The sequence below is a fragment of the Lentzea sp. NPDC020367 genome (genome assembly GCF_044387305.1).
Classification (GTDB): Bacteria; Actinomycetota; Actinomycetes; order Mycobacteriales; family Pseudonocardiaceae; genus Lentzea.
Genome location: NZ_JBIRVV010000016.1, coordinates 63,074 through 75,724, shown reverse-complemented (window position 1 = coordinate 75,724; position 12,651 = coordinate 63,074). Strand labels below are relative to the sequence as shown.

The 12,651-nt window shown below is 70.2% G+C and carries 9 protein-coding genes; 2 read left to right on the top strand and 7 right to left on the bottom strand.

Annotation, left to right across the window (positions count from 1 at the left end; translation table 11 throughout):
• Positions 1 to 6 precede the first annotated feature (6 nt).
• Genes ACH413_RS40600 through ACH413_RS40570 form a run of 7 tightly spaced genes read right to left on the bottom strand, consistent with a single transcriptional unit; the run spans position 7 to position 9,839 of the window.
• Entirely contained in the window at positions 7 to 618 is a 612-nt protein-coding gene (locus ACH413_RS40600; protein WP_360046330.1) for a dTDP-4-dehydrorhamnose 3,5-epimerase family protein, read from the bottom strand.
• Positions 619 to 650: 32 nt separating this feature from the next.
• Entirely contained in the window at positions 651 to 1,760 is a 1,110-nt protein-coding gene (locus ACH413_RS40595; RefSeq protein WP_360046328.1) for a DegT/DnrJ/EryC1/StrS family aminotransferase, read from the bottom strand.
• Positions 1,757 to 2,725, bottom strand: coding sequence for an NAD-dependent epimerase/dehydratase (locus tag ACH413_RS40590; protein WP_360046326.1), 969 nt, complete (start codon positions 2,723 to 2,725; stop codon positions 1,757 to 1,759). Before ACH413_RS40590 ends, ACH413_RS40595 begins: the two co-directional genes overlap by 4 nt.
• A gap of 1 nt (position 2,726) precedes the next feature.
• Positions 2,727 to 4,160 carry an NDP-hexose 2,3-dehydratase family protein gene (locus ACH413_RS40585; protein WP_360046324.1) on the bottom strand — a complete coding sequence of 478 codons (1,434 nt, stop codon included), beginning with the start codon at positions 4,158 to 4,160 and terminating at the stop codon, positions 2,727 to 2,729.
• Complete coding sequence (locus tag ACH413_RS40580) at positions 4,157 to 5,347, bottom strand: cytochrome P450 (protein ID WP_360046322.1); 1,191 nt, start codon at positions 5,345 to 5,347, stop codon at positions 4,157 to 4,159. The genes ACH413_RS40585 and ACH413_RS40580 overlap by 4 nt, the downstream gene beginning before the upstream one ends.
• Complete coding sequence (locus tag ACH413_RS40575; RefSeq protein ID WP_360046320.1) at positions 5,335 to 8,367, bottom strand: ferritin-like domain-containing protein; 3,033 nt, start codon at positions 8,365 to 8,367, stop codon at positions 5,335 to 5,337. Before ACH413_RS40575 ends, ACH413_RS40580 begins: the two co-directional genes overlap by 13 nt.
• A complete protein-coding gene (locus ACH413_RS40570) occupies positions 8,364 to 9,839 on the bottom strand; it encodes an NAD(P)/FAD-dependent oxidoreductase (protein ID WP_360046318.1) in 1,476 nt (491 codons plus the stop codon). Before ACH413_RS40570 ends, ACH413_RS40575 begins: the two co-directional genes overlap by 4 nt.
• Positions 9,840 to 10,126: 287 nt before the next feature.
• Between ACH413_RS40570 and ACH413_RS40565 the strand changes: the two genes are divergently transcribed.
• Together ACH413_RS40565 and ACH413_RS40560 are read left to right on the top strand one after the other, a co-directional pair.
• Entirely contained in the window at positions 10,127 to 11,425 is a 1,299-nt protein-coding gene (locus tag ACH413_RS40565) for a glycosyltransferase (protein WP_360046446.1), read from the top strand.
• Positions 11,422 to 12,645, top strand: a complete 1,224-nt coding sequence (locus ACH413_RS40560; protein WP_360046316.1) for a cytochrome P450 — start codon at positions 11,422 to 11,424, stop codon at positions 12,643 to 12,645. Before ACH413_RS40565 ends, ACH413_RS40560 begins: the two co-directional genes overlap by 4 nt.
• Positions 12,646 to 12,651 lie beyond the last annotated feature (6 nt).

The window sequence follows — 12,651 nt, the reverse complement described above, 5'->3', positions numbered from 1 at the left end:
ATCGGGTCATCCGGCCAGCGGGACGGTTTCCCGCTCGAGGCGCCGGCATCGGTCGTAGTCGGGCAACAGGCCTTCGGCCCGTGCCTCGGCGAGCGTGATCGCCGCGCGATCACGCTGGGAGAGAACAGGTTCGAGGTCTTCGGGGAGTTCGAGCCGGAGGTCCTGGTCGAACACCGACAGCGCCAGTTCGTTCTCGGGCACGTAGCTGCCCGAGAGCATGTAGGACATGACGGTGTCGTCCTCCAGAGCCACGAACGCGTGGCCCACTCCCACGGGGAAGTAGGTCGCGCGGTGGTCGTCCTGGTCCATCGTCACCACGTCCCAGCGTCCGAACGTCGGTGAACCGATCCTCAGGTCGACGACGTAGTCGAGCGCCCTGCCCCGCGCGCAGTAGACGTACTTGGCCGAACCCGGAGGCGTCGCGGTGTAGTGGACGCCGCGCACGACGCCACGGCGGGATACGCTGTGGTTCGTCTGCGCCACGCGGAAGATCGGGTGGCCGAGTGCCTCGACGAAGGCGTTCTCCTGGTACGGCGAGAGAAACCGGCCCCGGTCGTCGGGGTGGAAGGTGGGCGTGAACTCGAACGCCCCCTCGACGGCGAGCTCGCGGGTTTTCACATCTGCTCCTGTGGGCTTGACGGGACGGTGGTTCAGAGAGTCGCCAGCACGTCGAGGACGGTGTCGATGACGCGGTCCTGCACGGCGGGGTCGAGCGAGGGGTACATCGGCAGAGAGAAGATCTCGTTCGCGAGCGCCTCGGTGACCGGCAGCGAACCCCTGGCGTACCCGAGGTGGGCGAAGCCGCTCATGGTGTGCACCGGCCACGGGTAGCTGATGTTCAGGTGGATGTCGTGGGCCTTGAGGCGTTCGATGATCTCGTCACGCCTGGGGTGGCGCACCACGTACACGTAGTAGACGTGGTCGTTGCCCGTCGTGGTGCGGGGCAGGACGAGGTCGGTGCCGGCGAGGCGCTCCGCGTAGCGGTTCGCGACGGCGCGGCGGCCGGTGACGTAGGCGTCGAGACGGGTGAGCTTGCGCCGCAGGATCTCGGCCTGCACCTCGTCCAGCCTGCTGTTGTGGGCAGGTGTCCGGACCGTGTAGTACCGGTCCTTCATCCCGTAGTACCGCAGCAGCCGCAGGCTTTCGGCCACCGCCTCGTCCGAGGTGAGGACCGCGCCGCCGTCGCCGTACGCGCCGAGCACCTTCGTGGGGTAGAAGGAGAACGCCGCGGCGTCTCCGGTCGAGCCTGCGAGGGTGCCGTCCTGCCTGGCTCCGTGGGCCTGGGCGCAGTCCTCCAGAATGGACAGTCCGTGTCGCTGGGCGAGTTCCCTCAACGGGGCCATGTCGACGCACTGCCCGTAGAGGTGCACCGGCAGCAGGCAGCGCGTGCGTTCGGTGATCGCCGCCTCCACCTGGCCGGTGTCCATCAGGAAGTCCTCCTCGCGGACGTCGACGAAGATCGGCGTCGCGCCGACCGAGTCGATCGCCACCACGGTGGGGGCGGCGGTGTTGGACACCGTGATCACCTCGTCGCCCGTCCCGACTCCCAGCGCCTGCAGCCCGAGCTTGATCGCGTTCGTGCCGTTGTCGACGCCGACGCAGTGCCGCACACCGTGGTAGGCCGCGAACTCCTCCTCGAAGCCGCGCACACTCGCCCCGAGCACGAGCTGGCCGGAGTCGAATACCGTCTCCACGGCGTCCAGCACGTCCTGCCGCTCTGCCTGGTACTCCTCCAGGTAGTCCCACACCCGCACGGTCATGCGCGCACCTCTTCCTCGCTGTGGTCGGTCAGAGCGGCCACGACGCGGCGCACCCCTTCGGAAAGCGGAACTCGGGGACTCCAGCCGGTGAGTGCCTGGAACGCCGAGGAGTCGATGGTCACGCTGAGGAAGTCGGTCACCGGCGCGTGCTCCGGTGGCGTCACGGAGGTCACCTCGACCGGGCGACGGCCCGTGCGCTCGGAGACGGCCTCGGCGAGCAACCGGAAGACCTCGCCGAGCTCGTCTCCCCTGCCGGCGCCGATCAGCCAGCGGCCGCCCACCAGGGAGTCCGGGTGGGCCAACGCGGCGAGGAAGGCGGTGGCGACGTCGTCGACGTGGACCAGGTCGCGCCGCACCGTGCCGTCGTGCCACATGGTGATCGGGTCGCCGTCGAGTGCCCTGCGCGCCATCGCGCTCACGACGCCGTTGCCGTGCGGGCCGAAGACCGTCGGCAACCGCAGGCTGATGCCGTGCACCCGGCCCTGCGCCGTGGCCTTCATGAGGATCTCCTCGGCCATGAGCTTCTGACGGTCGTACGCCGTCTCCGGGTGGTCGGGCTCCGTGCCGTCGAGCGGTTCCCGCGGCGGGGCACCGACCTGGGAGGCCGCCCCGGCGTACAGGACCAGCGGCGGGGAGTCACCGCGAGGGCGCAGCACGTCCACCATGTCCCGCATCACCCCGACGTTGACCCGCTCCGCCGTGGGATCGGTCTCGGCCGCGCGCCAGCCGCCGTCGCCCAGCACCAGGTACAGCACCGCGTCGGAACCCGCGACCACCTCCGCGAGTGCCGCTCGATCGGTCAGGTCGGCGGTGACAACGGTCGTCTCGGCCTGGCCGGCGGGTGGCGTGATCGTGCCGCGCGCCACCACACGCAGGTGGATCCGCAGCTCCGCCAGCAGCGCGGTGACGGCCGACCCGATGAACCCGGACGCGCCGAGCACCGTGACGACTGGTTTTCCGTCCACTTCAGACTCCTTTCTTCGACTGATCGACGGTGGCGTTCAGGCAGGCCAGCAGGGTGCGTGCTTCCACGTTGAGGTAGTGCCCGTGTCTGGTGAGCTGGGTCAGCTGGGCGACGCTCGCCCAGGCGTAGCCGGGTAACGGTTCCAGCGGCGTCTCGGCGTCGTTCGTGTCGACGAGGAGGTAACGGCTGCTGGCGTTGAGGAACCGCCCGCCCTCCTCGGAGTGGACGGCCTCGTAGCGGATGTTCCGCGCGGAGGCGTTCCGCACGAGTTCGAGGTACGGCGGCTGGTCCACGGTGGACAGATGGGCGTAGTTGCGGGGCGTGCACTGGACGGTCGGCGCGAGCTCGACCGTGTCCAGGAATCCGCCGTCCGCACGTGCGTGCACCAGCACGTGCGGGGTGCCGCCGAAGTCGCGCAGGAGGAACGCGACCACGCCAGGCCCCACGGCCTCGAAGAGCGGTTGCGTCCACTGGACCCGCTCGCGGTTGCCGGCCCGGACCTCGACCGCCACCGCCTTGAAGTAGCGGCCTTCCTCGTGCTCGATGCTCTCGGGCCCCTGCTTCCAGCCGAAGACCGACGTCAGCGGGACGCGCTGGGCCCGCACGTCGTGGCGGCACCGTTCACCGGTGAACCACGACAGGAGCTCGGTGTCGGAGCGCAGGGCCGCGGGCGCGTCGTCCCGGTGGGGCAGGCAGGACAGCACGCTCCTGGCGTTCATGTTGACCGTCAGGTCGTCACGCAGCAGCGCGGAGATCTGTCCCAGGGTGAGCCATCGGAAGTCCTCGTCCGCCTCGATGTCCTCGAAGGTCTCGACGATCATGTTGCGGTTGACCTTGCGGAAGAACCACGACCCCTGCTCGGACTGCAGCACGTCGGCGATGACGTGCCCGGGGCGGAAGAAGTGCTCGATCAGCTTGACGTCCGAACCTCCGTGCGCCCCGGTGTAGTTGCTGCGGGTGGCCTGCACGGTCGGGGAGAGCTGGACGAGGTTCGGGTTGCCCGGCTCCATCTTGGCCTGCATCAGGAAGTGCAGGACCCCGTCGAACTCCTTGCACAGGATGCCGAGGACACCCGCCTCCGGTTGCCTGATGACGGGCTGCCGCCACTCGCGGTGCGGCCCGTCCCCGTGGGGCCCGTCGCGTTCGACGACGTGCAGGCCCTCGATGGTGAAGAACCGACCGCTGCGATGCCCGAGGTTGCCGGTGCCGGGTTCGAACCGCCACTGGTCCAGGGCGGCGAACGGGATGCGTGCGACGTGGAAGTCGCCTGCGTGACGGCGTTCCTCCAGCCAGGCGCGGACGTCCTCGGTGCGCAGATCCGCCCCGTGCGTGGTCGCCGCCGAGAGAGCCAGGCGGTCCGCCTGACCGTGGTCGACGCGGGGACGCACGACCGACCGTGACGACGCGAGCCGGGGCGCGGTGGCCAGCTGGGTCATGGTTGCTCTCCTTCCGTGCCGGACAGGTCCAGGACCAGGCGGGAAGGCCCGTGGAAGACCATGTCGTCGGCGTACTCGACCTGCTGGTCTCCGCGTCCCAGTCCGGGAACGCCGTCCAGCAGCGCCCGCAGCCCGATCTCGAGTTCGGCGCGCGCCAAGGTCGCGCCGAGGCAGTAGTGGATGCCGAAGCCGAAGCCCAGGTGGCGGTCGGCGGGTCGGCGCACGTCCAGGGTGTCGGGGTCCGGGAAGCGCGCGGGGTCCCGGTTCGCGGAGCCCAGCAGCGCCACGACCCGGCTGCCGCTCGGCACGTCGTGCCCACCGAGGCGCACGTCCTGACGAGCCCATCGCGTCACGGCCTGCACGGGCGGGTCGTACCGCAGCAGTTCCTCGACCGCGGGTCTCGTCAGCTCCGGGTCCTCCCGCAGCGCGGTGAGCACCGCGGGGTGGGCCCGCAGCGCCAGCACCGCCTTCGTCAACGAGTTCGTCGTCGTCTCGTGGCCGGCCGTGAGCAGGTGGACGCAGGTCCCCACGATCCCTTCCTCGCTCAGCGGCACGCCGCGGTCCTGAGCACGGACGAGAACCGAGAGGAGATCGCCCCGGTCGTTCCCTCGCCGCAGTCGCACGAGCTCGCCGAAGTAGTTCGTGAACTCCTGGGCCGCGGCCTCCGCCCGTGCCTGGCCCGCTGGGTCCCTGCGCGAGGTGCTGCCTTCCTGCAGTGCCACCGCCGTCTCCCGAAGCCAGCCGCGGTGCTCGGCGGGAACACCGAGCAGGGCGGAGATCACGAGAATCGGGAACGGCGCGGCGAACCCCTCGACGAGATCGGCCTCTCGCCGCCCGCGCAGACGCTCCAGCAGGTCGTGCGCGATCCGTGCGACGCGGGGCCGCAGCGCCGTCACCACCGCCGGCGAGAACTCGCCGGCGAGCTGGGATCGCAGCTCGGTGTGGCGGGGCGGGTCCATGAACACGAGCCAGTTCTCGACGATCGACCGCAACGCGGTCAGCTCGGCGGGGACCGGGACCTCCCTGCCGAAGCTCCTGTTCGTCAGCACCCGGACGACCTCGTCGTGGGAGAACGCGTAGAAGGTGCCGGACTGTCCTCTGTGGACCGCGGCGGCCTCGCGGTGGCGCCGGTAGACCGGGTAGGGGTCGGCGATGTCGTCCCGGCTCCAGCCGGTCAGCTCGAACACGGTGTCGCTCCCTCCACACGGAAGTGATCGGCCCAGAAAGCGCTCATCTCCCCGACTCGCACGGGGACCAGCGGGCACTTGGCGCAGTCCGTCGCGAGGTCGTCCAGCCGCCGCACGAGCGCACGCCTCGCCACGTCCGGTCGCGACACTGCGGCCGGCTGCTCGGTCAGTTCGAACGACGGCCCCGCGGTTCTGCCTCGCCGCCCCGACGGCATGGTGACCAGCAGCTCCGCCAGCGGGCGCATCAGGCCGGTCATCATGTCGATCGCCGCGTTCATGAGGTCGGACCGCCGCAGGCTGCCGTCCGGGCGCTCGCCGAAGTGCTGCGCCATGAGCTGCAGGGTCAGGAAGTACGCGCGGTTGAACAACTCCATGACCGTCCGCGCGTCCGGGTCGGTCACCGTCTCGAGCGCGTGGTCCCCGTGCCGCAGCGTGGGGTTGCGCATCACCGGGTACGCCGGGCTCCACGCGCCCGCTCCGTTGGACGGTCCTTCCCGCAGCAGTTCGGCGATGCGCAGGAACGACCGGTAGTGCGACGCCTCGTCCGCTCCGGGATCGGACCCACCGCCCTCGCCCTGCTCGGTGATGACGTCGATCGCGAACAACGCGCTGGGCAGGTCGTCGACCTCGAGCTGGTAGTCGGGATGACGCTGGTCGACCGACTCCCGCAGGAACAGGTGGTGTTCCCCTCCCCCGCGGCCCTTCTCGACCAGGAAGAGGTCCGGAACGTCCCGCAGCCCGTCCCGGATCGCGGCGTACAGCTCGCTCAGCGACGCGTAGGGGTGCGTTCCGGTCGCGGTCGCCAGGTCGCCCCGGCGCACGTCGTCGACGAGATCGTCCGGCTGCTCGATCAACGTGAACCGCTCGACGCTGCCGAGCCCCAGCCGTTCGAGGGAGAAGTCCAGCGGCACCGGCAGTTCGTGGTTGATGGTGCCGAAGTCGACGCGCGGCACGGGGAAAGGTTCGCCCAGCGCCATGAGGATGTTGCCGACCAGCAGGAAGTGGATCATCTCCTCGCGGGCGATGCCGAGCAGCATGCTGCGCAGGCCCTCGTCGAGCGTCTCCCCGCCGTCGCCACACGCGAGCCGGAGCTGCTCGGGCGTCCAGAGACCTCGCCGCACGTACTCCGCGCCCGCGCCGTAGGTCGGCACCGAGTAGGCGGCGTAGAGGTACTGGAGCATGACCGCGAGCTCGACGGTGGCGGCCTCGCGCAGAAGGCGGACGAGCTCGTCCCTCGTGCTGATCCTGGGGCCGCCGCGTTCCGCGCGAGGAACCTTCAGGAGGACCTCTTCCGGTTTCTGCTGGGCGCGCAGGTACTTCAGCAGCAGTCGCGCCTTCGGTTCGGACAGGTCGCGCGTCGGCGGCATGTAGTAGGTCATCGCCTTGTTGCGCGGATCGCACATCTGCCAGATGAGCTTCGCGTAGGTCTCGACCTTGCACTGGTCGGCCAGGCTGAACACCTCGGCCTTCATGAACGAGAACAGGTGCTCGTAGAAGGCGAAGACCTCCCGGTGCACCAAGTCGAAGGTGACGTCGGCGGCGTCGATCGCGTCCAGTTCCCAGTCGTCGGGCAGGACCCTGACCGACGACGCCCCCGCGCCGTCCAGCAGGATCGTCGTGGTACCCGGCTTCGCTCCGCGCAGGGCGAGCCGCGCCTGTCCGATGTGGTCGGTGCTGACGAGACAGGTGTCCGACCAGGTCCCGCGTTCGTCCGACAGACGAATGGCGCCGATGTCCTCGCACCGCACCTCGATGTCGTGAACGGCCTGGGAACGGCCGCGGACGTACGAGCGCACGAGCACCTCGGCGTCGTGCTCCGAGTCGTTCTCCGCACGCGGGTGTTCCAGGATCAGGCTCGCGTCGTCCGTCTGGACGTTGATCTCCCTCTCCCGCAACGGCTTCGACCGGTGCGCGGTCAGCACCAATCCCTCGTCCGGCGTGGCACTCGCGGGCACGGTCACCAGGCCGGAGGTGAGGTCGTACTGCTCCCCGAGATAGGCCTCGGCGGGAACGGTGGCGACGAGCGTGCCCCCGGTGGTGCGCAGTTCGAGATCACCGAGGTCGACCGGCGCGCCGCCGGGAGAGGTGGGCAGGGCGGTGATCAGGTTGAGCGTCACGTGATCGCCGGTCGTCCGGACGGACGCGATGTGCAGTCCGCCGGTCTCCTCGGCGTCCGGGACGAGCAGCCGGCCGGCGGGGTAGGTGCGCAGTTCGTCGGGGTACCAGGGCGCGATCGTCCCGCGCAGCCGCCAGCGGGAGGGCTGGTCGGGTGCGGCCGGGGCGGTCAGGCCGCTGAGCGCGAACTGCACCACGAGCCCGTCCGCTCCGGACGCCCGCAACCGTTGCGCCGCTGGGGAGATCGCGGCGTCGTCGAACCACCGGAGGTCGTCCTCGGTCACGACGAACTGGTGGACGACGGACCGGCGCAGCACCGTGGCGAGCCAGTGGTCGCCCGCGTCCGGGCCGTGGAAGTCGTTGAGCCACCTGGGCGGCTGGAACCCTCGCACGGTTCCCGTGGCCAGATAGCCGATGTCGTGGGACCGTCCGGCACGGCCGAATCCGAACTGCCCGACGACGAGCGTCGTGGTCCGGTCGGAGGTCGGGTCCACGTCGAACACGCGGGCGCGGTTGACCGTCGTCGCGAGGTACGGGTTGTGGTGACCCCAGAGGTCGACCGCGCGTCCGATCAGCGGGTCCGCGGTGTCGATCGCTCCCGCCGCCAGCTCGGTGGCGACGATCCGCGCCTGCACGGCGAAGTGCCCGCTGCCGGAGAAGTTCGTTCCCCTGGTCTCGCTGAACGGGCCGTCCGCTTCCGGCAGGCCGCTGACGCCGAACCGGCGTCCCGTCCGCTCCAGCAGGTCGTGGTACTCCCCCGCCGGGCGTTCCGGGGGGAAAGGCGTGCCGTCCGGGGTGAGTGCGGTGTTGGTGGTCAGGTCCACGAGTCCGCCGCGCGGTCCGGTGGGCAGGTGCGACACGGCCGTTCCGCCGAAGTGCAGCCTGGGCAGGTCGAAGACGCTCATACGGGCCGCTCCCAGCTGCTCGCGAACACCCGGCTCGTCGCGGGCTCGTACCACTCGATCTCGTGCGCCGCGTCGATCGCCGACTCGATCGCGCCCTCGATCCACGCCGGCTTGGACGAACAGTGCTCACCCGCGAAGAAGAGCCGGTGCTGCGGACGGGTCGCCTCACGCCGTTCGGCGTCGCGCACCGCGGCGTCCTGGCCCCAGCGGACGGTGGCCGCTCCCAGGGACCAGCGGTGATCACCCCACGAACGCTGGGCGGCACCGAGGATCATGCCGGGCCTGCGCAGCTCGGGGTGCATGCCGCTGAGCTCCTCGATGACCAGCGAGGTCCGGTCCGGCGCGCTCAGCGCGCCGAGCGCGTCGGCGTCCGGCCCGATGCTGTAGCTGGCGAGCAGCACCGCGCCGAGCCCACGATCCCCCTCGACGGGCGGGTAGTAGGTCTGTCGCACGTGGCCTCCGGTGAAGGATCCGCCACCGCTGATCCCGTCGGCCTCCCAGAAGGCCTCGCGGCAGTGCAGGGCGATCTTCGTGGCCGCCCAGTACTTCGTCTGCTGGACGATGTCGAGCTTGTCGCGGTCGAAACCGTTCAGGCGCATGGTTCGCAGCACCGTGAACGGCACGGTGCAGACCACGTAGTCGCAGACCCTGGTGGACGTCCGGCCGCCGTGCCGCAGCTCCAGCACCACGGCGTCGTCCCTGACGTCGATGCCCTCCACCACCTGACCGGTGGAGATGGGGCCCTTGATCCGGGCGGCGAGTCCCCGCGGCAACTGGTCCATCCCGTCGCGCAGCCGGACGATGCCCGGCCCGGTCTCGTCGAGCACGTCGTCGAGGAACCGCTCGAGGTGCGACGGGCAGAGCTGCCTGATCAGGGGGTTGGCCGCGTAGAAGGCCGACAGGTCGATCCGGTTTCCGTTGCTGCCACGGAGGAAGGGCGAGAGGTCGAGGCCGTCGATCAGGTCGAGCAGTTCCCTGCCGATCTCGTTGTGCATGCCCTCGTAGAACCGGCGGGGAGCCACCGCCTTGATGGTCGCGTCCAGCCAGGCACCGAAGAGCAGCGTGTTCTCCTTGTACCCCAGTCCTTCGAGGCCCGCGGCGAACTCCCGGACCAGGCTCTCGCCCGCGTCCCTGACCCGGACGTGGCCGGTGGGGCCCGGCAGGTACGCGGCGTCGTCGGAGAACAACGTCCGGAACGGCAGAACCTGCTGCTGCAGGCCGAGTTCGGCGATGTAGTGCCTCGTCAGCCGGTGCCCGGCGGGAATGCGCATGGCCCCGAGTTCGGCGAACGGCCCCGCACCGCCTCCGACGGCGAACCGGTGCGTGGCGATGCGTCCACCCACGTCGTGACTCGCCTCGACGACCTCCACCTGGTGCCCGAGCCGCTCCAGCTCGTAGGCGGTCACCAGTCCGGCGATGCCGGCACCGATGACGGTGACCCGCTTTCGCCCGTCACTCTCCTTCAGGGGCATCACTCAGATTCCTCCGGTAAGCGCTGCTAAGCCTTGAGCGGCTTGGGAAAAGACGTTCCTGGAACGGCCTGCCCACAATCCTTCGCGCCGCGAGCACGCGCCCACATCACCTGCCGGACGGGGAAACAGGTGATTCAACGCAGGCTCGACGGCGTTGCGGAGGCTGCTGCCGCGCGTTCACCTCACCTGGTCGCATGAGGTTTCACCGCGGCTGCTTCCGCCGGCGGCGCGCGCGGTGAAACTGGCCCAGGACAAGCCGAATCCCGACGGAGGCGACGTTGACGCGAGTGTTGATCGCGACCACCCCGGCACCGGGCCATGTCGTCAGCATGGTGGAGGTGGCACGGGAGCTGACCCGGCGCGGGCACGAGGTCCGCTGGTACACCGGCAGGGCCTTCCAGCGGCAGGTGGAACAGGCCGGGGCGACCTTCGAACCGATGACCGCAGGACTGGACTTCGGTGGCAGGAGCCGGGAAGAGGCCTTCCCGGAGCACGCCGGCCTGACCGGGCTCGCCAGCTTCAAGATCGGTGTCCGGGACATCTTCTACCGGACGGCACCCGGCCAGCTGGACGACCTGCTCGCGCTCCTCGACCGGTTCCCCGCCGACTGCATCCTCTCCGACGACATGTGCTACGGCGCCTGCTTCGCGAGCGAGCGCACCGGAGTTCCGCTGGCCTGGCTCAGCAACTCCATCTACATCCTCGGCAGCAGGGACACCGGCCCGCTGGGCATGGGTCTGCCTCCCAGTTCCTCGCCGCTGCGCCGGTTGCGCAACGCAGTACTGCGGTTCAGCGGAGACCAGGCGGCCCTGCGGGACCTCCGCCGGGAGGCGGACCGGACCAGAACCGGGGTGGGCCTGCCGCGGCTGAGGACGCACGCGATGGACAACATCGCGCGGCCACCGGACCTGTACCTGGTGAGCACGGTCCCCTCGTTCGAGTTCCCCCGCCGCGATCTGGCGCCGGGCACGCACTTCGTCGGAGGTCTCTTCGGCCTTCCGCCCGAGAGCTTCGACCCGCCCGGCTGGTGGGAGGACCTGCGCGGCGACCGGCCGGTGGTGCTGATCACCCAGGGCACCACGGCCAACGACGTCGAACGCCTGCTGATGCCGGCCGTCAGGGCGCTGGCCGAAGAGGACGTGCTCGTAGTCGTGACCACCGGCAGCGATCTCGACGTGGACCTGTTGCGACCGCTGCCCCCCAACGTCCGGCTGGAACGGTTCGTCCCCTACCACCACCTTCTGCCGCACGTGGACGTCGTGGTCACCAACGGTGGCTACAACGGAGTCAACGCCGCCCTCGCGCACGGCGTGCCTCTTGTCGCTGCACCGGCCACCGAGGAGAACCCCGACGTCGCGGCGCGGATCGACTGGTCGGGCACCGGTGTCGTGCTGCCGAAGCGAGCGGTGTCCGAGAACAGCCTGCGGCACGCGGTGAAGACCGTCCTGCACAACGACAGCTATCGGCGGCGGGCACGCGCGCTGGCCGAGCAACACCAGGAGCTCGACGCCCCGCAGCGGGCCGCCGAGCTCGTCGAGTCCCTGGCCGATCGAGGCCGAATCCCCACTGGAGGTACCGCACAGTGAGCGTCAGCACCAACGCCGATCCGGCCGAAGCCCCCGAGACCACGATGCCGATCGATCCCGGTCCGTTCGACTGCATGCCACAACTGCTGGCGGCGGCCAGGGTGGCTCCCGTCGTGCGAATCCCCTACCTCGACCAGCACGCGTGGGTCGTGTGCGACCGCGAGCTCGTGAAGGCCGCGCTCACGCATCCCCTGATGGGCAAGGACATCACCCTGGTCCCCGACTGGATGCGCAAGCCGGGCCTGATGGTCGGGTCGCAGCCGCCGCCGGAGTACGCGCGCGCCATGATCATGAGCGACGGCGCGGACCACGCGCGCATCCGGCGGATCCACGCGCCGGTGCTGAGCCCCCGCAACACCGAGCGGTGGGGCGAGCGGGTCGCCGTCAAGGTGGAGGGGTTCCTCGACGAGCTCGAGCGGATCGACGCGACCGAGGTCAACGTGGTCACGGAGTTCACCCACAAGATCCCGCTGGCCTTCATCTCCGAGATGCTGGGACTGCCGGAGGAGGCGGAACGGCGGCTGCGCGGGATCACCGACGTCATGCTGTACTCCTCCGACTACCCGGCCCGCCGCGAGGCGATCGGTGCCCTGTTCGGTGCCGTGGAGGACTGGGTGCGTGATCCGTCCGCGCTGCGCGACGGCGTGATCACCGGGCTGCTCGCCTCGTCCGGCGGGCCGGACGCCGCCGTCACCGAGGGCGAGGTGATCGTCTGGACGCTGGGAATGATCATCACCGGCTACGAGACGACCGGCAGCCTGATCTCCGCCGCGCTGTACGAGGCGCTGCGCCGCCCCGCGGGCGAGAGGCCGGCGACCGAGGAGGAGATCCGGTCGTGGATCGAGGAGACGCTGCGGGTGCATCCCCCGTTCCCCCATCCGACCTGGCGCTTCCCGCTGGAGGACATCGAGCTCGGCGGCTACCTCATCCCCAAGGGCGCCCCCGTCCAGGTCAGCATCGCGGCGGCGAACCGCGAGCCGGGAGAGGGCGCCGACAGCTTCGACTCCGCGCGCGGAGGGATGGGGCACCTGTCGTTCGGGCTCGGCGCGCACTACTGCATCGGTGCCTCGCTCGTGCGGCTGGAGGCACAGCTCGCCGTCAGCGGCTTCCTGTCCCGGTTCCCGAAGGCGCGGCTGAGCACGGACACCGCCGTCGAGTGGGAGTCCGAGTGGATGATCCGCAGGCTGAACATCCTGCCGGCGCTGCTGAGCGGCGCCTGAACCAGG